Annotated in this window: 14 protein-coding genes; 6 read left to right on the top strand and 8 right to left on the bottom strand. The window is 64.5% G+C overall.

Features of this window, described 5'->3' with window-relative positions:
* Positions 1-20: 20 nt before the first annotated feature.
* The 3 genes from gntR to ACZ9AQ_RS13480 form a co-directional block, all read right to left on the bottom strand.
* Positions 21-1,049, bottom strand: a complete 1,029-nt coding sequence (gntR, locus tag ACZ9AQ_RS13490; protein WP_429203788.1) for an HTH-type transcriptional regulator GntR — start codon at positions 1,047-1,049, stop codon at positions 21-23.
* A 92-nt stretch (positions 1,050-1,141) separates the two neighbouring features.
* Positions 1,142-4,342, bottom strand: coding sequence for an error-prone DNA polymerase (locus tag ACZ9AQ_RS13485; protein ID WP_429203787.1), 3,201 nt, complete (start codon positions 4,340-4,342; stop codon positions 1,142-1,144).
* 251 nt (positions 4,343-4,593) lie between these two features.
* Positions 4,594-6,741, bottom strand: coding sequence for a hypothetical protein (locus tag ACZ9AQ_RS13480; RefSeq protein ID WP_429203786.1), 2,148 nt, complete (start codon positions 6,739-6,741; stop codon positions 4,594-4,596).
* Between the two features lie 313 nt (positions 6,742-7,054).
* Here ACZ9AQ_RS13480 and ACZ9AQ_RS13475 point away from each other — a divergent pair, with 313 nt between their 5' ends.
* Both ACZ9AQ_RS13475 and ACZ9AQ_RS13470 read left to right on the top strand, forming a co-directional pair.
* The gene (locus ACZ9AQ_RS13475) at positions 7,055-9,229 is read left to right on the top strand and encodes a protein kinase domain-containing protein (protein ID WP_429203785.1); all 2,175 of its coding nucleotides are present in this window, start codon (positions 7,055-7,057) and stop codon (positions 9,227-9,229) included.
* Positions 9,229-9,807 (top strand): hypothetical protein, encoded by a 579-nt coding sequence (locus tag ACZ9AQ_RS13470; RefSeq protein ID WP_429203784.1) that lies wholly within the window; start codon positions 9,229-9,231, stop codon positions 9,805-9,807. The genes ACZ9AQ_RS13475 and ACZ9AQ_RS13470 overlap by 1 nt, the downstream gene beginning before the upstream one ends.
* 12 nt (positions 9,808-9,819) lie before the next feature.
* Here ACZ9AQ_RS13470 and ACZ9AQ_RS13465 read toward each other — a convergent pair whose 3' ends face one another.
* Positions 9,820-11,361 carry a sigma-54-dependent transcriptional regulator gene (locus ACZ9AQ_RS13465; protein WP_429203783.1) on the bottom strand — a complete coding sequence of 514 codons (1,542 nt, stop codon included), beginning with the start codon at positions 11,359-11,361 and terminating at the stop codon, positions 9,820-9,822.
* Positions 11,362-11,583: 222 nt separating this feature from the next.
* On the opposite strand from ACZ9AQ_RS13465, the gene ACZ9AQ_RS13460 reads away from it, so the two are divergent.
* The 4 genes from ACZ9AQ_RS13460 to ACZ9AQ_RS13445 all read left to right on the top strand — a co-directional run bounded on the left by ACZ9AQ_RS13460 (position 11,584) and on the right by ACZ9AQ_RS13445 (position 15,988).
* Positions 11,584-12,291: a PhzF family phenazine biosynthesis protein gene (locus ACZ9AQ_RS13460; RefSeq protein WP_429203782.1), complete on the top strand. Its 708-nt coding sequence runs from the start codon at positions 11,584-11,586 to the stop codon at positions 12,289-12,291.
* A gap of 138 nt (positions 12,292-12,429) precedes the next feature.
* Positions 12,430-14,826 carry a TonB-dependent receptor plug domain-containing protein gene (locus ACZ9AQ_RS13455; protein WP_429203781.1) on the top strand — a complete coding sequence of 799 codons (2,397 nt, stop codon included), beginning with the start codon at positions 12,430-12,432 and terminating at the stop codon, positions 14,824-14,826.
* 126 nt (positions 14,827-14,952) lie between these two features.
* Complete coding sequence (locus tag ACZ9AQ_RS13450; protein WP_429203780.1) at positions 14,953-15,756, top strand: hypothetical protein; 804 nt, start codon at positions 14,953-14,955, stop codon at positions 15,754-15,756.
* Between the two features lie 82 nt (positions 15,757-15,838).
* Entirely contained in the window at positions 15,839-15,988 is a 150-nt protein-coding gene (locus ACZ9AQ_RS13445) for a hypothetical protein (RefSeq protein ID WP_429203779.1), read from the top strand.
* 208 nt (positions 15,989-16,196) lie between these two features.
* On the opposite strand, the gene ACZ9AQ_RS13440 is transcribed toward ACZ9AQ_RS13445, so the two are convergent.
* The 4 genes from ACZ9AQ_RS13440 to ACZ9AQ_RS13425 form a co-directional block, all read right to left on the bottom strand.
* Positions 16,197-17,327 (bottom strand): branched-chain amino acid ABC transporter substrate-binding protein, encoded by a 1,131-nt coding sequence (locus tag ACZ9AQ_RS13440; RefSeq protein ID WP_429203778.1) that lies wholly within the window; start codon positions 17,325-17,327, stop codon positions 16,197-16,199.
* A gap of 102 nt (positions 17,328-17,429) precedes the next feature.
* Positions 17,430-18,779, bottom strand: a complete 1,350-nt coding sequence (locus ACZ9AQ_RS13435) for an ATP-binding protein (RefSeq protein WP_429203777.1) — start codon at positions 18,777-18,779, stop codon at positions 17,430-17,432.
* A complete protein-coding gene (locus tag ACZ9AQ_RS13430) occupies positions 18,776-19,438 on the bottom strand; it encodes a response regulator (RefSeq protein ID WP_429203776.1) in 663 nt (220 codons plus the stop codon). Before ACZ9AQ_RS13430 ends, ACZ9AQ_RS13435 begins: the two co-directional genes overlap by 4 nt.
* A 48-nt stretch (positions 19,439-19,486) precedes the next feature.
* Positions 19,487-21,016 carry a Do family serine endopeptidase gene (locus ACZ9AQ_RS13425; RefSeq protein WP_429203775.1) on the bottom strand — a complete coding sequence of 510 codons (1,530 nt, stop codon included), beginning with the start codon at positions 21,014-21,016 and terminating at the stop codon, positions 19,487-19,489.
* Between the last annotated feature and the right edge of the window lie 5 nt (positions 21,017-21,021).

Raw genomic sequence — 21,021 nt, 5'->3', positions numbered from 1 at the left:
CGCTACTCGCCTTCGTCGGCTCAGGCGCTCTCGCGCTCGCGCAGGGTGAAGCCCAGGTCGATGCGCTTGCGTTCGGGCTCCTGGCCCTTGATCACCTGCAGCAGCAGGCCGGCGGCCTCGAAGCCGATCTGGTAGCGCGGCGTGTCGACGGTGGTCAGGGACGGCATCATCCATGCGGACGCGGGCAGGTCATTGAAGCCGCATACGGCGATGTCCTGCGGGATGCGGATGCCGTGGCGCTGGCAGTGATAGATGGCGCCGTGGGCCAGGTCGTCGTTGCAGCAGAAAACGGCGTCGCAGTCGGGCATGTCCGCCATCATCCGTCCCATCAATTCGGCGCCGAGCGCGATGGTGGAGCGCTCGGGCACCATCAGCTCGAGCCGTGGGTCGGCCAGGCCCGCCTCGGCCATCGCGGCCCGATAGCCGTCGGCGCGCCGCAGCGTGCGCTCGTCGAGCTGGGCGCCGATGAAGCCGATGCGGCGATAGCCCTTCCTGACCAGGTGGCGCGTCATCTCCATGCCGGCCTCGAACTGCGAGAAGCCGACCGACAGCGCGCCGGGATCGTCCGACAGGTCCATCATCGACACCGACGGCACCTGCGACGCTTCCAGCATCTTCGTCACGGCCGGGCTGTGGGCCTGGCTCGAGAACAGGATGCCGTCCGGGCTCGACTGCAGATAGGTACGCAGCAGCTTTTCTTCCTCGGCCTGCGAATAATAGGTATTGCCGATCAGGAGCTGGTACTGGCCCGGCGCGACGGCGTCGTGGATGCCTTCGAGGACGGCGGTGAACACGGCGTTGGAAAACGACGGCACCAGCACCACGATCACATGCGATTGCGACGAGGCCAGCGCGCGCGCGGCGCGGTTGGGCACGTAGCCGAGTTCCGCCACCGCCTGCTCCACCTTGACCCGGGTGAGCTCGGAGACCATCTGCGGCTGGCTCAGCGCGCGCGAAGCGGTCATGATCGACACGCCCGCCATGCCGGCCACCTGCTCGAGCGTCGCGCGCCCCGTCCCCCTGCCCTTGCTGCGGCCCGTCTTATCCATGGTCATCCTGTCGTAGCGTTCTACATCCCTGGTTCCATTCTATCAACAATGACCAGGGCCTTCGTCGCGAACCTCGGCGGGCCGCCGCGCCATCAGCAAAAATCCCTGCTGCGCGCATCCAGAGCGCCCAGCAGGTGCGACAGGTCCACCAGCCGCTTGGCCACCAGGTGGCGCACTTCTCCCTGGCGCTGCCAGATGCCGTACACCCCGAGCAGCGGTGCATTGAGGACTTCACGCCGCTGCTGCTCGACCAGGGTCGGCCACACGATCACATTGACGTTGCCGGTCTCGTCTTCCAGCGTCATGAACAGCACGCCCTTGGCCGTGCCCGGGCGCTGGCGCACCGTGACCAGGCCGCAGGCGCGCGCCAGCTGGCCGTCCTGGTAATCCATCAGGGTCGACGCCGGCATGAAGCGCTGCCCGAGCAGGCGCGCGCGCAGCAGCGCCAGCGGATGGCGGCCCAGCGTCAACCCCTGCGCGCGGTAGTCGCCGACGATCTCTTCGCCTTCGCTCGGCGCGGCCAACGTGGGCGTCTCTTCGCGCGGCACGGTCGGGCGCAGCAGATCCTTGTCGGGCGCCGCGCCCGATGCCTGCCACAAGGCTTCGCGCCGGTGCCCGGCCAGCGAGCGCAGGGCGTTGGACGCGGCCAGCACCTGCAGGTCGCCCCGGTCGAGATGCGCGCGCCGCGCCAGGTCGGCCACGCTGTCGAACGGCCGTATGGCGCGCGCCTGCTCGATGCGCTCGGCCGCTTCCTGCTTCAATCCGCGTTGCAGCGAAAAGCCCAGCCGCACCGCCGGCTGGCGCGAACGGTCGACGGGGTCGTATTCTTCCAGCGCCGAATCCCAGCCGCTGACGGCGACGTCGACCGGCCGCACTTCGATGCCGTGGCGGCGCGCGTCCTGCACCAGTTGCGAGGGACTATAAAAACCCATCGGCTGGCTGTTGAGCAGCGCGCACAGGAAAGCGGCCGGCTCGTGGCACTTGAGCCACGAACTCGCATAGGCCAGCAGCGCGAAGCTGGCCGCGTGCGATTCGGGAAAGCCATACTCGCCGAAGCCCTGGATCTGGCTGAAGATCGCTTCGGCGAATTCCTGCTGGTAGCCGCGTTCGAGCATGCCGCCCACGATGCGCTCGTAGTATTTTTCGAGGCCGCCCTTGCGCTTCCAGGCCGCCATCGCGCGCCGCAGCTGATCCGCCTCGCCCGGCGTGAAGCCGGCGCCCAGGATCGCCACCTGCATCACCTGCTCCTGGAAGATCGGCACGCCAAGGGTGCGCCCGAGCGCGACCTTCATCTCGGGGCTCGGATACTCGACCGGCTCCAACCCCTGGCGCCGGCGCAGGTAGGGATGGACCATGCCGCCCTGGATCGGGCCGGGCCGCACCACGGCCACCTCGATCACCAGGTCGTAGAAGCGGCGCGGCAGCATCCGCGGCAACATGCTCATCTGCGCGCGCGATTCGATCTGGAACACGCCGATGGTGTCGGCCTGGCAGATCATGTCGTAGGTGGCGCTGTCTTCGAGCGGGATGTCCTGCATCTCGAACACGTCGCCATAGCGCTGGCCCACCAGTTCCAGGCCGCGCCGCATCATCGACAGCATGCCCAGCGCCAGCACGTCGACCTTCATCAGGCCCAGCTCTTCGAGATCGTTCTTGTCCCACTGGATCACGCTGCGGTCCGCCATCGTCGCGTTCTCGATCGGCACCAGGCGCGAGAGCTTGCCCTTGGCGATCACGAAGCCGCCCGGATGCTGGGACAGGTGGCGCGGGAAGTTCAGCAGCGACTGCGCCAGCGTGGCCCACTGGCGCGACAGCGGCGCCTCGGGATCGAGGCCGCTTTCGGCCAGGCGGCCCAGCAAATCGGCGCGGCTGTCGAACCAGTGATGGGTCTTGGCCACCTTCTCGACGATGGCAAGGTCGATGCCGAGCGCCCGCCCGCTGTCGCGCAGCGCGCTCTTGGGCCGGTAGCTGATCACCACCGCCGCCAGCGCCGCGCGCTGGCGGCCGTACTTGTTGTAGATGTACTGGATGACCTCCTCACGCCGCTGGTGTTCGAAGTCGACGTCGATGTCGGGCGGCTCGTTGCGTTCACGCGAGATGAAGCGCTCGAACAGCAGGCTGGCGCGGGCCGGATCGACCTCGGTGATGCCGAGGCAGTAGCACACCGCCGAGTTGGCGGCCGAGCCGCGCCCCTGGCACAGGATGTGTTGCGAGCGCGCGAAGCGCACGATGTCGTAGACGGTGAGGAAGTAGTGTTCGTAGCCCATCTCGGCGATCAGGTCGAGCTCGTACTCGATCTGGGCCTGCACCTTGGCCGGCACGCCCTGGCGAAAGCGCCGGTGCGCGCCGATCCAGGTTTCGCTGCGCAGGTAGCTGCTGGCGTCGTGGCCTTCGGGGACCACTTCGTCCGGGTATTCGTAGCGCAGCTCGTCGAGCGAGAAGGTGCACAGGCGCGCGATGCGCACCGTCTCGGCCAGCGCCTCGCGCGAATAGATGTTGGCCAGGCGCAGGCGCGCGCGCAGGTGCTGCTCGGCGTTCTGCGCCAGGCCGTAGCCGCAGGCGCCCACCGGTTTGCCCAGGCGGGTCGCGCTCAGGGTGTCCTGCAAGGGTTTGCGCGAGCGCACGTGCATACAGACGTGGCCAAGGGCGACGATCGGCAGGCCGTGCTGCCAGCCCACCTCTTCCACCGTGGTGCGGTGGGCGTCGTCGAAGGCGCGGTGCAGCTGGGTGAGGCCGAGCCAGGCGCGGCCCGGGAAGGTGGTGGCCATCCATGCGGCCTGCGCATGCAGGCGGTCGACGTCCTGGGCCTCGTGACCGGGGTATGGCGGCAGCAGGATCGCCAGGCAGTCGGGCATGTGCTGCAGGTGCGCGTATTCCTGGATGGGATTGGCCAGGTCGTCGGGCGTGAGCAGATAGGTGCCCTTTTCGCTGCGCGTGCGGCCGATCGTGATCAGTTCGGACAGGTTGCCATAGCCGTTGCGGTTCTGCGCCAGCAGGATCAGGGAGGGGGCCGGCGTCAGAGCGTCGTCGGGGTTCTTGAGGTGGAAGTGGGCGCCGATGATCAGGGGCAGGCCGGCGTTTTTCGCTTCGGCGTGGGCGCGCACGACGCCGGCCAGCGAGCATTCATCGGTGAGGGCCAGCGCGAAGTACCCCAGCTGCACCGCGCGCGCGACCAGCTCCTCGGCGTGCGAGGCCCCTTGCAGGAACGAGAAGTTCGAGAGGCAGAACAACTCGGCGTAGGGGGGCAGCGCCTGGGGAGAGGGGGGCTGCGCGGTGGGGGTGGGCTTGGTCACGCTGGCGAGCTGTCGAACAGCCAATACTGTATAAAAACACAGTATAACCGAGCTGGGGGATGTGGCTGGGGAAGTTGTGGCTATGGCTTGGTCATGAGGGATAGGCTGGATTGGGGGGTGAGCAGTAGCTTGTGGTGACTGGACGTGCAGAAAGATATTTCTGCGTCGCAATCGTCAATTCTCTTTAAGCATTGACGATAAGAAACCAAGTGTTCTTATTCTAGGCGGAAAATTTCCGCGTTTATCAGCGACTAAGACTTACACGTATGTCGGAAAGGCCGCGGCATTGGCCCAAAGAACGAGCCGGAAATATCTTGCGGCCCCATCCGCTCGCGCAGGCTGAACGCACCACCACCTTCCGCGCGGCGCAAAACTGGCTGATCCGCACTGACCATACGCTCATATGCAAGCATCAAGGCAGCTCCACCCGTGGAATTGATGTAGTCGAGCATCTCCATCGTGGTCTCATAAGCCCAATCAGAGAAGCTCTCGCCCAGTTCGCCCCCTGCCGTCGCGCCGGTACTCGTGACGCCGCCCTGCACTTTCGTCAGGATCGTGACGATGGCCCACGACATCCCCATCCATCCAGTCGTCGCCAGCGTCATGCGCAGCACCGGCATGAGGATGCCCGCTTCGTGGATCGCCTTGAGCACGCCAAGCAAGGCGCCCGCCGGCATCGCGCGGTTGCAGTCGATGGTCGCGATCAGGATCGCGATCTTGTTCATCACGCCAGGATAGCGCCGCAGAAAGCGGTACAACGCCGGACCGATCTGCTGCGGGTCGCCGAGCAGTCTTCCAAGGCCGGCCGCTAGAAAGCAGCCGCCGGTGAGCTTCCACACCACGTTCACCAGCTTCATGTCGACTGGACCATCCAGCACCGTCGCGCTGGCGAAGGCTTGCAAATGGCTGGCATTGCCGGCCCGCGTGGGGCTCAGCAGCAGGTTGAAGCAGGTGGAAAAATTGGCCTCGTAGCTGCCGTCGATCGCGATGGCGCCGCTTGCGGTCACCGCGATGAACGGCGCTCCCGCTCCACCGACGACGCCGATATTGATGGCGCCATTGGCCTGGAGCGACGCCATCAACCGGATCGCATCCTGAGCGCTGCCGCCCGCGCGCAAAGTGCCGTCGCTATCCGCGCTCACATAGCTGCCGTCACGGCATTGCAGGGTGATGGCGGCGGCATCCAGGGCCTCCGGCACGCCGATGGTGAACACCTCGGCCGCATCGCTCGAGGTCCCGAGCGCCGTGATCCGGCCGTCGGCGGCGATCGACCAGTAGCCGGCTGCCCCGGTCTGGAGCTTGATCTCGTCGCCGGCAGCGAGCAGCCCAGCCAGCGAGACGAAGTTTCTGTCCGTGGTGAACGCAGGCTCGGGCTGGGTGATCGAGACCGGCGTATCTTCGGGCACGTTGACGCTCGATATCGCCGCCACGCCCCAGCTATAGACCATCGAGAACGACTTGACGGCGGCCGGCCAGGTGTCGCCAAAGGTCAGGCTGTCGGCCGTGAACGACAGGCTTCCATTCTCGACCAGCGCGACGACCTTCGCCGTGACGTCGACCGGTCCGTAGGCGGCGGCGAGGATGTTCAGGGCGCGTGGGTCGAGCGACGCCTGCGCGGCGGGAGCGGCCGGGTCGTAGTCGATCTGTAGAAGCTGGTTCTCGATCGTCGCGGCCAGTTGCGGCTTGCGGCCGGCATACTGGTAGACCACGTGCAGGGTCTTGCGCATGGCCGGCCAGCCATCGCCGAATACGCTGCTGGATGCGGCGACGGACAGCCTGCGCCGGCTCACGCTGGCGCGGACGATGTCAGTGACGTCCTTCAGGCCATAGAAGGCGTTCAGGATGTGCAGCGGCGGACGGTAGCTGAGCGCATAGGGGTTGCCCTCGACGACGATGTCGATGAACGGCACCTGACCGCTGTAGCTGGCCACGATGACGAAGGTGTTGCGCCTCTCCTTATCGGCCTCGCCAAGGGTGGCGCTGTCAGCGACCAGGGACAAGGTTCCGGCCGAGTGATCGGCCAGATTGCGTACCGTTGCGCTCACGTCGGCGGAGCCGAAGCTGGCGCCCCACACGGTCAGTGCCGGCTGCGCGGTGTTGTCTTCCTTGATTGGGGCAGGAACCTGGGCAGCTTGCCCGAATTGCTGCGCGCCGATGTTCAGCGTCTGGCCTTCTAACGCCGTCGCCACGAACGTCGGGCCGCCATCATAGCGATAGACGACCGTCAGCGTCTTTTCGTGGCCGACCCAGGCGTCGCCGAACGCCTGGTTGCTCGCCAACACAGACAGGGTCTCTGGAAAAGCCTGACGGTTGACCTGCTTGATGACCTGGGCAGTGACCTGCCTGAGTCCATAAGCCGCGCCAACGATCTGCAGGACGCCTGTGCCTTGGGTAGCCATACTTGAATCTTCTTTCCGGAATGAATAACATGCATTGCGACAGTTGCAACGAGAGGCGAGACAATGGTCGTTACGTCTCTGTCGGTACACTGGTTTGCAAGCTCCGTGCCACCGTAAAACATGGCGTCGCCGCAACAAAATCAAGGATTTAGTCGACTATGTATGCCTGCTGGGTGTAAAACAGCGGGGGTTTTTACATGTCAACAAAGAAGTTGACACGCTGGTGCCTGAATCGCGAGGTTTGGAATGTGTATTCGGCAAGTTTCTCTTCCTGTAGCATTTATGGCGCCTGCGCCAACCTAATGAGCCGCAAATGACTTCATCGCCTGACCTGATTGCCAACCCCAGTACCGAGCGATATCGCCTTGGTAAGTTGCTTGGCAATGGTGGTTTTGGCGACGTGCATGAGGCGTGGGATCCCGCGCTGCAGCGTAGTGTTGCCATCAAGCGTTTGAAGCCTGATCTGGTGCGCGATCAGCCGGACAACCTGCTGCAGGAAGCCCGGCTTGCGGCGTCACTGCGGCATCCTGCTTTCATCCAGATTTATTCGCTCGAAGACGACGGCCATAGCAAATCGATCGTGATGGAACTGGTAGGGGGCAAGACTCTGCATCAGTTGCTTTCCACGACCAAGCTATCGAGGGATCAGATACTTGATATCGTTTGCCAGTTGGCGGATGCGATGGCGCAGGCGCATGCGGCGGGCTTGATTCATGGGGATTTGAAGCCGGCCAACTTGATGATCGAGCCATCAGGGCAGTTGCGCATCATGGATTTTGGGCTGGCACGCAAGATCGATCCGCTTGCGACCGAGTCGGGCGATGTGCTGCAGACTCAGGGCACCATCGCCTATCTCGCGCCTGAAATTTTGAATGGCAAGTATCCGAGTATGCTCAGCGATATTTATGCTGTGGGCGTATTGATGTACGAGATGATGCACGGAGAGCGTCCATTTTCCCATTTGCATGGGTTGGCGTTAGCTGCTGCGCAAGTACAATCGTCCTGCGCGCAGTGGACGTTTTCTCCTGATGCCGATCAGGATATGGTTACATTGGTACGTTCAATGTGTACGCCCGATCCGTCTACACGGATGGGAACAATGATGGCAGTTCACCAAGCTGCATGCACATTGCGAGAATCGAAAACTTATACGGACCCGACATCACCTATAAATCTTCCAGAAGCGGTAGCACTCTCTTCGTTTTTTGGTAACTGGCGCAAGATTGGATATGCGTGCGCGGCATTTGTGCTTGCGATAGGCAGCATGGTATATGCTCCAATATCGGAAAACCTCAATCATCAGCTGGCACCTACAATTTCTGATTCCACGCGGATATCGAAGGGAATGGCAGCATTACGGCATCTTGACCATGAAGAAAGCGTCGATGCCGCAATCGAAAACTTTAACGCCATCCTAACAAAGCAACCAAATCATGCCGCTGCAGCTGCCGGAATAGCTCTGGCATACGCGTTGCGCTATGCAGGTGATCGCGGGGACGAAAGCTGGCTGCAACGCGCTGACGCTAGTGCGCAAGCTGCCCTTGCATTCGACGATCAATTAGCACTTGCCTATGCTGCCAAGGCTTATGTAAGGTGGCAGCAAGTTCAAAACGAAGAAGCATTGCAGCTTGCTGAACAAGCCTTGAAATTAGATCCAAAGAGTATATTTGCACTTAATACCAAATGTGGAATTCTGATTCGCATGCAGCGCTATTCAGAGGCAGCAAGTAGCATCGAAATCGCGCGTGAAGCATATCCAAACGAACGTATGTTCATTGATCACTTAGGAGCGCTTCGCTATGCTCAAAATGATTATATAGGCGCCGAAAAGGCTTTCCGCGACAGTATCCGACTTGAACCAGACGCAATAGCTGCATATGCTAGCCTAAGCGCGACGCTGGTACGTCTAGGCCGTGAAGACGAGGCATTGCAAGTACTGCAACAGGGTTTACAGGTGCGTCCTAACGGACGCCTTTATAGCAATCTAGGAACAGCCCTGTTCAGTCGAGGAGACTACATCGGTGCGGCTAAAGCATTTGAACATGCAGTTTCTACCACAAAAGGCAATAGCATTGCGTATTTGCGATGGGCCAACCTAGCCGACACCTTACGTTGGGTTCCTGGTCGCGAAAAAGACTCTCAACAAGCTTATCGCAACGCAGTGGCGTTACTAAAACCTTTACTTGATCGCGCGCCCAACGACGCCACAATGGCTTCGCGAATGGGCTTATATTCAGCCAAGTTAGGCGACAAAAGCACAGCATCAATACAGAGCCTCAAGGCAGCGAGTACCAAACCCACTAATGCGGATATCCGCTTTCGAGCCGCTATCGCTTTTGAACTGACAGGTCAACGCACTGCCGCCCTGACTGAACTAGTCGCTGCACAGCAGCTCGGCTACCCCACCAAATTAATTAGCACCGAGCCAGATTTATTGGCACTGCGGAGCGATCCGCGGTTTGATTTACTTCGTATGGAAAGGAAATAATGACGCAACCATTGATGGCACTAACAGCGCGCCTTGACGTTAACCAAGTGGATGATGGTATCGATTGGATATTTTCGGATATAGATTCCATAGGCAGTGCTGATCGCACCGCAACGGACCCGCATTGGAATCGCGATATCGTTTTTTCCGCTGGTCAAGAGTTTCGTATTGCAATCGCCGCCAGTGATCAAGACAAAACCGGCTTTGAGTCGCTCGAGGTCATTGATTGCTGTGTAATCACGCGCCCTCAAATCCTATGTTGCGGAAAGGGCGTACGTACAAATTACGCCCCGCCTTCCCTTTTCGTCGACAGCGATGGCAAACAGCTGGGCGCCCTATATAAAATTGATCCTTCAGCTTTCTCTGTACACGGTACAGGTATTGATCCGACGAAAGGGAGGAAGGTCACGTTACTTTGGGATGGAAATCTCAAAGTCGGCCCATATAACGGATTTTGGGAAATCTCGTTCTACGTTACACTAGGCATTAAGCGCGTAGGCGAAGATAAGATCCAATTACGCGTATTTTATTTCGATCCTGAAGGCGAAGTTGGTAACGGCTCAGAACCGCCCAACTGAATTCCTTAAAATTCAGGCAACCTTATCAAGTCCCAGCAACACCACATGACGCCTCAGCGACTCCGCCGGCGTCATGAGCCTTGATGCACACCGCCTGAGATCACCCTCACAGGCCATCCAGGCCGCACGAATCTCTTCCTCCGCAACATTGGCAGGAAAACGAATCCGAGGGTGAGCCTCCAGCAATTTATAGACTGTAGGCCGTGAAATCCCCAGCATCTTAGAAGCCGTCAGAATCTGCCATTGACTCTTCTCCATCGCCTCCACAACATCGTCATCGCTCAACTCAGACACCTTGCGGCGCACCGGCGTCGAAGGAGCAGCAGGAGAAGCCGCAGCATTGGTACCAGCAAGACCAACCGCCTGCACTACCGCAGGCATCCCCACCGCCTGCTCCAACACCGGCACATTCCCCGCCTGCAAATCCAGCGCCACCCGCCGCATCGCATGCGCCAGTTGCCGCACATTCCCCGGCCAGTCCCCATTGAACACTTGGCTCAGCAACTCGAACGGCAGATTCCACCCCACCCCCGGCGCCTCGGCCTCCAGAAAATGCCGCATCAATACGCCCAGATCCTCGCGCCGCTCACGTAACGCCGGCACCCGAATCACGAACGCCTCGAGCCGCCGCCGCAAGGCCTGGTTGAATCCACCCTCCCCCAGATCCTGGTCGGTCGCCGCCACGATCCGCGCATTCGACCGCGCATCCGCGCCCGCCCCGAGCGGCCGATACTCGCCACTCTCGAGCACGCGGAGCAGCATGGCCTGCACCGACGCCGGCGTATCCCCGACCTCGTCCAGGAACAGGGTGCCATCCTCGGCCTCGGCAAACCACCCGCGCCGGCTACCCGTCGCCCCGGTGTATGCCCCCTTGACCGCACCAAAGAGTTCCACCGCCGCCAGCGACTCGGTCAAGGTCGCCATATTGATCGCGACAAACCGCCCGTTTCGACGCCCGCTCAGCGCATGAATCGCCTGCGCCGCCACCTCTTTACCGCTGCCGGTCTCGCCCAGCAGCAGCACCGGCATGCTGGTTCCCGCCACCTGCGCGATCGCCTCGCGCATCTTGATCGCTCCGTTGCCCACGCCGATCAAGCCGGGCACATTCGCCACCCGCGGCAGGCTGCGCATCAGGTGCAGGCACACGAAGATCTGGCTCCCGAGCCCGATCACGATGCCGCGCTCGAGCTCACTTGCCGTGAAACGGTCGATTCCGTTCGACGGCCGGCCATTGAGTTCCAGCCCCATCTTTCCGCGCACGTGCTCGATCTGGATGCCGCCCTCGGCAACGAAGCGGATGTGCACCGGCTCGCGCGTGATCGAACGCTCGCCCAGCGGCGTGCCTTCATGCCCCGCGCCGGGACGTACGGACAGCGGCGCGAACAGCGGCGCAAACCGGTTCAGCGCGATCGCGCCGCCCGCGGCCGGGCCGAGCATCTGTTCGCCGATGCGTTCTCGCTGCGGATGCCACAGAATCGTGATGCCCAGCACCGGCGCCGATGCGAAGTCCTCTGCCATGCCATAGCTGGTCAGTGTTGCGTCGGGATCGCTCACGCTCCTCCACTCACGAAGTTGGCGCCGAGACAATCGAAATACTCTTGAAACATGGGCAAAGTCAGCACAATCCGCCTGATGAAAGATACACACAAATTCTAACCGATCGGAACGCTTCAGCGGCCTCGCGAAACCCGGCACATTGTCGTTTCTGGTCAGCCCGAAGCGGCCAATCCGGCTATGATCCGGCCTCGACCGCCCGGCCCGACAAGAAGGAGCCCCATGCACGTCCACACCCTGCGCTGCTTCGCCGCCACCGCCAACGCGGGCAACCCCGCCATCGTCATCGAAGACGATCCGTCGCAGCCGGATGCACGCCAGGCCTTCGCGCGGGAGCGCAACACCACCTGCGTCTGGATCGATCCGCCGCAGGACGACGGCATGGCGGCCATCGTCGACTTCTACTATCCGCACACGCGCAGCCCCCTGTGCCTGCACGCCACGCTGGCCGCGGCCGCGCGGCTGTTCGCTCGGCCAGGCGCGAATCCACCATTGACGGTGACGACCGCCATGCACGGCCAAGCGCTCGCACTGAGCCGCGAAGCAGAACACCTGTTCGTGCGCCTTGCGCCGCAGGTCGCCTCGGTCGGCAGCCCGAAACTGCTGGTGCGGGTGCGCGACCCGGCCACCCTGCACGCGCTGGCGCCCAACCTGGAAGCGATCGTGCAGTGGGGCACGGAGAACGGTGTGAATGGCCTGTACGCCTATGCAGGCGATGCGGATGCAAAGGTCTTCGAAGGCCGCAACTTCAACCACCTCGACCCACGCCTCGAAGACAGCGCCACCGGCGTCGCGGCGGGCGCCCTCACCGTCCTGCTGGGCCACGCACTGACCGTGCGCCAGGGCCGCGCGACCGGACACGATTGCCTGATCCGCACCCGGACCGAAGCCGGCGCCGTGCTGGTCGGCGGTCTCGTGGAGACGACTTGACGCGCCGAATTGCCTCGCTTTGCCATCACTCGGCTAAATAAACTATAGCTATAGCAATATACCGTTGCGTTATTGATACATTGCGATGGTTACTGTGGAAACAATTGAGTAATATCCGAATTTCCTTCGGAGAAGAATGTGATTAAACTCAAAATAATGTCTGGTTCGGTGCTGTTTGCTTTATATGGTAGCGCTGCCCTGCTGTCCCTCGTCCCTGCCGTCGCCCACGCACAGACCGCGCCAAGCGTCGCCAGCGGCGCGGTGATCCCCAGCGTCAGCGTGGTCGGCTCGCGCCGCGTCGGCGCCGCATCGAGCACCGACACCCCGGTCGCCATCGACTTCATCCCGATGACGAAGGCCGCCGAACAAAGCGGCCAGTTCGACCTGGCCCAGGTGCTGTCCAACCTGTCGCCCTCGTTCAACTCCACCCGCCAGACCGGCGCCGATGGCGCCGACCTGATCGACTCGGCCGCCCTGCGCGGCCTGGGTTCGGACCAGACCCTGGTGCTGGTCAACGGCAAGCGCCGCCACACGGTGGCGCTGGTGAACCTGTTCGGCGCGCGCAACCGCGGCAATACCGGCACCGACATGAACGCGATTCCCGTGATGGCGATCCGCGAAGTGCAGGTGCTGCGCGACGGCGCCGCCGCCCAATACGGCTCGGACGCGATCGCCGGCGTGATCAACATCGACCTCAAACGCAGCCTGGGCTGCGAATCGGTGCTCGGCTACGGCCAGTACACCGCGGGCGACGGCGAGAACTGGCTGGCCTCGGCCTATTGCGGCGTGGCGGTGGCCGGCGGCGTGCTGGGCATCACCGGCGAATACTACGACCGCGGCCGCTCCAACCGCTCCGAAGCCGGCAACCCGCGCATCATCGGCGACACCAAGTCCGAGAACCAGACCGTCTACCTGAACGGCGAATTCCCGACCGGTCCCGGCAAGCTGTATTTCACGGCCGGCGCGCAAAAGCGCGATGCTTCCTCCGCCGCCTGGGCGCGCGAAGGCCTGGGTTCCGAAGACATCCCGTCGCGTAACTCGGCCGCGATGTACCCGGACGGCTTCGTCCCCTTCATCGGCGGCGACGTCGACGACCGCTGGGGCACCGTCGGCTACCGCTGGGCGGTCGGCGAATGGAATGCCGACGTTTCGCAGACCTATGGCTACAACCGCCTGAAGTACGACATCGACAACACGCTCAACGCCTCGATCGCCAACCGCGATTTGATCAACGGCGGCCCGGGCGTCAGCGCCAGCCGCTTCTACGCCGGCGGCTTCTCGTTCCAGCAGTCGACCACCAACCTCGACATCAGCCGTTTCTACGACGGCGTACTGAAGGGCATGAACGTGGCCTTCGGCCTCGAGCACCGCCGCGAGAACTACAAGATCTTCGCCGGCGAGACCGGTTCGTGGATCGACGCCGACGGCGTGGGCGAAGGGGGCAACGCCGGCAGCCAGGGCTTCCCGGGCTTCCAGCCGGGCGACGAGACCGACAGCGACCGCCACAGCAACGCCGCCTACCTCGACATCGAGCTCGATGCGACGGACCGCCTCAAGCTGCAGGCCGCGCTGCGCCACGAACGCTATTCGGACTTCGGCTCGACCACCACCGGCAAGCTGGCCGGCGCATACCGCGTGACGCCGAACGTGCTGCTGCGCGGCTCGGCCAGCACGGGCTTCCGCGCGCCGTCGCTGCAGCAGGTGTACTTCTCGTCGACCTTCACCGACTTCGTCGGCGGCCAGCCGCTCGACGTGGTGCTGGCGCCGAACGGCGGCCGGGTGGCCAACGCCGCCGGCATCCCGCAATTGAAGGACGAGGAATCGAAGAGCTATACCCTGGGCCTGACCTGGTCGCCGACCGGCGCCACGTCGCTCACGGCCGACCTGTACCGCATCGACATCGACGACCGCATCGTGCTGTCGGGCCGCTTCGACGCCGACAACTACCCGGCGCTGGGCGCCACCCTGCAGCAGCTGGGCGTGGGCCAGGCGCAGTTCTTCGTCAACTCGGTCGACACCAAGACGCAAGGCCTGGACCTGACCGTGTCCAACCGCGCCAAGGTGGGATCGGGCAACCTCACCACCTTCCTGGCCATGAACTTCAGCAAGACCGAAGTGCAGCGCGTGAAGGCGCCGGCGGCACTGGCTGGTTTCGAGGACGTGCTGCTGTCCGAGCGCGAACGCCTGTTCATCGAAGAAGGCGCGCCGCGCCGCAAGGCCACGCTGGGCCTCGACTGGACGCAGGGCCAGCTCGAGACCTCGCTGCGCGTGATCCACTTCGGCCCGCAGACCCTGGGCACCTTCTCGGGCCCGCCGGTGCCGAACCACCACTATGAGGCGAAGACCTCGGCCGACCTGTCGTTCACCTGGGCCTTCACCGAGAAGACCCGCCTGACCGTCGGCGGCACCAATATCTTCGACGTCAAGCCAACCAGCCAGGATCCGAACGAGACCGACAACGGCTTCAAGTACGAGAGCGTGCAGTTCGGCCTGAACGGCGCGGCGATGTTCGCGCGCCTGGCGCACAAGTTCTGATCGCTCGTTTCAGGCAGGCGTAGCGCAACGGCCCGCGGTCATCGCGGGCCGTTTTCATTTGGAACGGTCCACCGCTCGGCCGGCGGGCGAGCTATCATGCTTTTCTTTTGATGCCGTAAGGAAGACATGCAAAAACTGATCGCCGAACTGATGCGGCTTTATCTTCCCGCCGACGCGCCACCGGCCGACGTGTTGACCCTGCACGTGCTCGGCCAGCAGAACGTGCCGATCAGCCTGACGGGCGGCGACGGCCAGACGCGCGCCATGATGATCCCTTTTCGCCGGGCCAAGGGCCTCGAGGGCGACGCCCATTGGCTGCGGCTATGCGAGGTCGCCAACGCGCTGCAGGAAACGCTCGGCCTGCCCGCTCCTGCGGTGAGCATCTCGGGCGGCGACGCCTATTACCTGTGGCTGTCGCTGGCGGAGCCGGTGCCGGCCGACCGGGCCCAGACTTTCCTCGAACGCCTGCGCGACGCCTGTTTTCCCGAGATCGAACTGGACACCGACGCCGTGCGCGCCCCGATCGCGCTGCCGCCCTGCCTGCATCCGCGCACCGGCAAATGGGCGGCGTTCATCCATCCGGGCATGGGCGCCTCGTTCGCCGACGAGCCGGGGCTGGACATGGCGCCGCCGCCGCTGGGCCAGGCCGCCTTTCTCGAACGGCTGGAAAGCATCGGCAAGGAACAGTTCGAGCAGGTTTTCCAGGCGCTGGAACCGGCACCACAACCAGCGCCGCAACCGGCGCCCGCGCATGTGCCGGCGCATGCGCCCATGGTGGCCGCCGCGCCGGCACTTCCGGCAGCGCCACTCGCGCCAACGCCAGGCCTGCTGCTCAAGGATGCGACGCTCGAAGACATCGTCCGTCACCTGCATGCGATGCACATCGAACCGACGTTCCGCCACCTGATTCCAGCGCCGCAGCGCGACTGACGGTGCGCGCCAGCGGGACGCCGTCCGATCGGCCGTCATGCGACACTGGCCACCCTGAATCTTGCATGTGAAGGAGCGCCCCATGACGACAGACCAGCAAACGCCGGACCAGCCATCGACCGTCCAGCCGGCCGATACCGATGGACTGAAGCACAAGAAACCCGAAGAGTTGACGCCGGAAGAACTGCGCCTGATGGCCGATACGATGCCCGGAGAAGGACCGGGAGACTGAGGCTCGGCGAGGCCTCGTAGCGTGCCGGAATACTTGGGTTCCCGCCTACGCGGGAACGACGTATGGCTGCGGTGAGCAGAAGTTACTCTTGTGGCCCGCTGCCCCGACACGTCGTTCCCGCGCAGGCGGGAACCCAAGTTCCATCATCCCTGCCGCGCAGGCGGGAACCTGAGTTCCATCACCCCTGCCGCGCAAGCGGCAGCGCTTGTTACTTGGTCACGGTCAGCAGCGAACGCTTGCCGCCCTTGAAGGTATACAGCGTGATCGCGCCGTCGCGGATGTCGCCGCGCTGGTCGAACGCGATCGGGCCGGTCACGCCCTGGTACTGGATCTTCGCCAGCACTGGCAAATACCTGGCCGGTGCCGACGAACCGGCCTTCACCATCGCCTCGGCCATGGCCAGCGTCGCGTCGTAGGCATACGGCGCATTGATCTGCACGTCGATCCCGAAACGCTTCTTGTAGTCGGCGCGGAACTTGTCCATGCCGGCCTTGGCGTCGCCCTGCACGCCGCCCGCTTCCGCGCACACCACCTGGCCATCGACCATGGTGCCGCCCGACAGCTTGAAGATCTCGTCCGAGCAGATGCCGTCGCCGCCCATCATGCGCACGTTCATGCCCAGCTGCTTCATCTGGCGCAGCATCGGGCCGGCGGTCGCGTTCATGCCGCCGAAGAACACCAGATCGGGCTTGGTGGCGCGGATGCGGGTGACGATGGCGGAAAAGTCGGTCGCCTTGTCGTTGGTGAATTCGCGCGCGACGACGCTGCCGCCGGCTTTTTGCAGGCTGCGCGAGAATTCGGTCGCCAGGCCCTGGCCATAGGCGGTGCGGTCGTCCACCACCGCCACCCGCTTCACCTTCATCGTGCCGGTGGCGTAGCGGCCCAGGGCCTGGCCCAGCTGCACGTCGTTGGCGATCACGCGAAAGGCCGTGTTGAAGCCTTGCTGGGTGTATTTCGGGCTGGTGCTCGAGTGCGAGATCTGCGGGATGCCCGCGGTGTGATAAATCTTGGAGGCCGGGATCGTGGTGCCCGAGGTCTGGTGACCGATCACGCCATTCACCCTGGCGTCGACCAGCTTCTGCGCCACGCTCGTGGCCTGCTTCGGATCGGCCGCGTCGTCCTCGGCCACCAGCTGGAAGGTGACCTTCTTGCCGCCGATCGTCACGCCGCGCGCGTTGAGCGCCTCGATCGCCATGCGCGCGCCGTTCTCGGTGTCCTTGCCGAAATAGGCCACCGGGCCGGTCAATCCCGCCACGTGGGCGATCCGCACCACTTCCTGGCTCGAGGCCACGCCGGCCAACGTCGACAGCACGGCTGCCATGATTATCTTCTTGTTCATCGATTCCTCATCCATTGCAATGCGGGCCAAGGCCATGCCCGGCCCGCGGAACCGATCATTCTACCGCGAGCGGGCGCGGCGCGTGTCACGCCGATGCAAGAGCTAGACAGCGGCGGCGGCCGGCGCCTTGAACGTGACGACCGCCTTCAGCCCGCCAAGGCGCGTCGATGCGTCCAGCGCCAGCGTCGCGCCGTGGCGCTCGGCGATCGCCTTGATGATGGCCAGGCCCAGGCCGCTGCCGGCGGCATCGCTGCCGGCCACGCGGTAGAAGCGGTCGAACACGCGCTCGCGCTCTTCCGGCGGGATGCCCGGCCCGCTGTCCTCGACCTGCACCACGATCTGTTGCCCATCGTGCTGGACCGAGATGTCGACCATACCGCCCTCGGGCGTGTACTTGACCGCATTGTCCACCAGGTTGCGCAGCAAAATCTGCAGCGCGTCGGGCTGGCCCTCCACGGTGGCCGGGTCGGCCTGCTGCACGCCCAGGTCGACGCCCTTGGCGGCGGCCACGCCGGCCAGGTCGGCCACAGTGCGGCGCGCCAGGTCGGCCAGGTCGACCGGGCGGGCGACCGCGCCCTCGGCGGCGGTGGCCTCTTGCCGCGCCAGCACCAGGAGCTGCTCGACCAGGCGCGTGGCGCGGTCGATGCCGGCGGTCAGGCGCCCCACCGCGACGCGGCGCGCTTCCGGATTGTCGGCGCGGTCCAGGCTCTGCGCCTGCAGGCGCAGCGCGGCCAGCGGCGTGCGCAGCTCGTGCGCGGCGTCGGCCACGAAGTGCTGCTGGGCCTCGAAGGCGGTCTTGACGCGGCCGAACAGCAGGTTCAGCTCCTGCACCAGCGGGCGCACCTCGTCGGGCAAGCCGGTATCCGACACCGGAGACAGGTCGTCGGCCTGGCGCGCGGCCACCTGCGAGCGCACCCGCGCCACCGGCTGCAGCGAGCCGCTCACGACCCACCACACCACCAGCATCAGGATCGGCATCATGACCGCGATCGGGCCCAGGGTGCGCAGGGCGAGATTGCCGGCCATGTTGCGGCGCACGGCCAGGTCTTGCGCGACCTGCACGGTCTGGTTCGAGGTCTGGATCGAGAACACGCGGTAGGTGGTGCCGTTGGCGCGCACGTTGGAAAAGCCCAGTACCGCGCGCTGCGGCAGGCGCGCGCGCGACACGCTGTGGAACATCTGCACGCCGTCGGGAGACCACATCTGCACCACCATGTCGTCGTTGCCGCTGGCGCTGCTCTCGGCTTCCATGCGCGCGCGCGCCTCGTCGTTCGACAACGGCGTGCCGGAACGCAGCGACAGCGCCATCTGCTGCATGTGGTAGTCGAAGATCTGGTCGGCGTCATGCAGCGCGGTGCGGTAGGCGATCGTCGCCTGCGCCACCGCCGCCAGGGTGATCGCCGCGAGCAGGAACCAGAGCAGGCGCCCGCGCAGCGAGTGCGTCATTTTCATTCCTTGGGCACCATGTAGCCGACGCCGCGCACGTTCTGGATCAGGTCACTGCCCAGTTTCTTGCGCAGGCCGTGGATGTACACTTCGACCGCGTTGCTGGAGACTTCGTCGCGCCAGCTGTACAGTTTTTCTTCGAGCTGGGCGCGCGACAGCACCGCGCCGGGCCGGGCCACCAGCGCCTCGAGCACCGCCCATTCGCGCGCCGACAGCGACACCTGCGTGCCGTCGACCAGCACTTCGCGGGTGGCCGGATTGATGCTGATGTTGCGGTGCTCGAAGATCGGCTCGGCGCGCCCGGCGGCGCGGCGCAGCAGCGCGCGGATGCGCGCCAGCAGCTCGTCGAGGTCGTAGGGCTTGAGGACGTAGTCGTCGGCGCCGGCGTCGAGGCCGGCGATGCGCTGCTGGACCGAGTCGCGCGCGGTGGCGACCAGCACCGGGGTGCGGTCCTTGCGCGTGCGCATCGAGCGCAGCACCTCGAGGCCGTCCTTGCGCGGCAGCCCCAGGTCAAGCAGCACCAGGTCGTAGTTCTGGTTCTGCAGCAGGGCCGTGTCGGCCATTTCGCCGTCCTTGACCCAGTCGACGGCGTAGTGCTCGGCCCTGAGCAGGTCGAGCACCACTTCGCCGATCATCGTATCGTCTTCCACCAGCAATAGCCGCATGTGTTTCCCTAAAAGGTTGGCCGTGCGGGTCGAGGACGCCGTGCTTCCTTACCCGATCCGCACCGGAATGAAGATTTTGTCACCACCGCGCTGGATCAGCAAGGCCACCGACTTGCTGGCCTTGGACACCATGTCGCGCACCTGCTCGACCGTGTTCACTGGCCGGCCGTTGACCGAGATGAGCACGTCGCCCGGCTCGACACCGGCGATCATGGCGGCGCCCGAGGCGTCCTCGATCACCAGGCCGTTGGCGATGCCGCTGCGGCGGCGCTCGCTCGACTCCAGCGGACGCAGGCTCAGGCCCAGCTTGGCGCTGTTGTCGGTCACCTCGGCCAGTTCCTGTTGCTGACCGCGGCGCGGCCTGGCGGCGGCATCGCCCAGCGTCGTATCGACACGCACCAGTTTACCGTCACGCCAGACATCGAGCGCCATCTTGTCGCCCGGCTTGGACAGGGTCATCAGCGCCGGCAGGTCACCCGACGAGACGATGGTCTTGCCGTTGGCGCTGCGGATCACGTCGCCCGGCTTCAGGCCGGCGCGTTCGGCCGGACCGCCGCGTTCGACGCTCAAGACCAGCGCGCCTTCGACCGACTCGAGCTTGAACGAATCGGCGAAGCCCTGGCCGACCTCCTGCACCTGCACGCCCAGCATGGCATGCTGCACCTTGCCGGTGGCGACGATCTGGTCCTTGATGCGCACCGCAAGATCGATCGGGATCGAGAACGACAGGCCCTGGTAGCCGCCGGTCATGCTGTAGATCTGCGAGTTGATGCCGACGACCTCGCCGCGGGTATTGAACAGCGGACCGCCCGAGTTGCCTGGGTTGACGGCGACGTCGGTCTGGATGAACGGCACGGCGGCGTCCGAAATCGTGCGGCCGGTGGCGCTGACCACGCCGGCGGTGACGGTGCTTTCCAGGCCAAACGGCGAACCGATGGCCAGCACCCACTCGCCCACCAGCAGCGACTGCGATTTGCCCAGCGGCGCCACCGGCAGGCCCTTGGCGTCGATCTTGAGCACGGCCACGTCGGTGCGCGGGTCGGAGCCCAGGACCTTGGCGCGGAATTCGCGGCGGTCCTGCAGCTTGACGGTCACTTCGTCGGCGCCTTGCACGACGTGGGCGTTGGTGAGGATGACGCCGTCCGGGCTTACGATGAAGCCCGATCCGGCGCCGAAAACGGGAGTCCCACGATCGCCGCCGCGTTCGCCGCGTGGATCCTGAAACTGTCGGAAAAACTCATAGAAGGGATGGCTCGGGTCGAGGTTCGGCAAGCCGCCGCGACTGGCGGTCTTGGCGCCGCCGACGACGCGGATGTTGACCACCGCCTTGCCCTGCTGGGCGGCGATGCGGGTGAAATCGGGGAGCGCAACGGTCGACGCTGGAGCGCCCGCGGCGGCGGCCGGCGCAGGCGCGGGCGCTGCTGCGACGGCAGGCGCGGCTTGGGCCGCGGCACTGGCGACGGCATTATTGTGATTGACAGCGATGGCACCGACCGCGCCGCCGATGACGCCCGCGGCACCCAGGGCCAGCATGAGGCGTTTGGCAGTGATGGCAGTAACGGCACTTGGGTTCGACATGGTGT

This window comes from Massilia sp. UYP34 (genome assembly GCF_056279385.1).
Note: the sequence above shows the minus strand (reverse complement) of the source record. Positions and strands in the feature narration are given on the sequence as shown.

Bases quoted from the DNA above. Each gene is read 5' to 3' on its own strand.
- gntR (WP_429203788.1), bottom strand. From the start codon at position 1,049: ATGGATAAGACGGGCCGCAGCAAGGGCAGGGGGACGGGGCGCGCGACG.
- ACZ9AQ_RS13480 (WP_429203786.1), bottom strand. From the start codon at position 6,741: ATGGCTACCCAAGGCACAGGCGTCCTGCAGATCGTTGGCGCGGCTTAT.
- ACZ9AQ_RS13475 (WP_429203785.1), top strand. From the start codon at position 7,055: ATGACTTCATCGCCTGACCTGATTGCCAACCCCAGTACCGAGCGATAT.
- ACZ9AQ_RS13470 (WP_429203784.1), top strand. From the start codon at position 9,229: ATGACGCAACCATTGATGGCACTAACAGCGCGCCTTGACGTTAACCAA.
- ACZ9AQ_RS13460 (WP_429203782.1), top strand. From the start codon at position 11,584: ATGCACGTCCACACCCTGCGCTGCTTCGCCGCCACCGCCAACGCGGGC.
- ACZ9AQ_RS13450 (WP_429203780.1), top strand. From the start codon at position 14,953: ATGCAAAAACTGATCGCCGAACTGATGCGGCTTTATCTTCCCGCCGAC.
- ACZ9AQ_RS13445 (WP_429203779.1), top strand. From the start codon at position 15,839: ATGACGACAGACCAGCAAACGCCGGACCAGCCATCGACCGTCCAGCCG.
- ACZ9AQ_RS13440 (WP_429203778.1), bottom strand. From the start codon at position 17,327: ATGAACAAGAAGATAATCATGGCAGCCGTGCTGTCGACGTTGGCCGGC.
- ACZ9AQ_RS13435 (WP_429203777.1), bottom strand. From the start codon at position 18,779: ATGAAAATGACGCACTCGCTGCGCGGGCGCCTGCTCTGGTTCCTGCTC.
- ACZ9AQ_RS13430 (WP_429203776.1), bottom strand. From the start codon at position 19,438: ATGCGGCTATTGCTGGTGGAAGACGATACGATGATCGGCGAAGTGGTG.
- ACZ9AQ_RS13425 (WP_429203775.1), bottom strand. From the start codon at position 21,016: ATGTCGAACCCAAGTGCCGTTACTGCCATCACTGCCAAACGCCTCATG.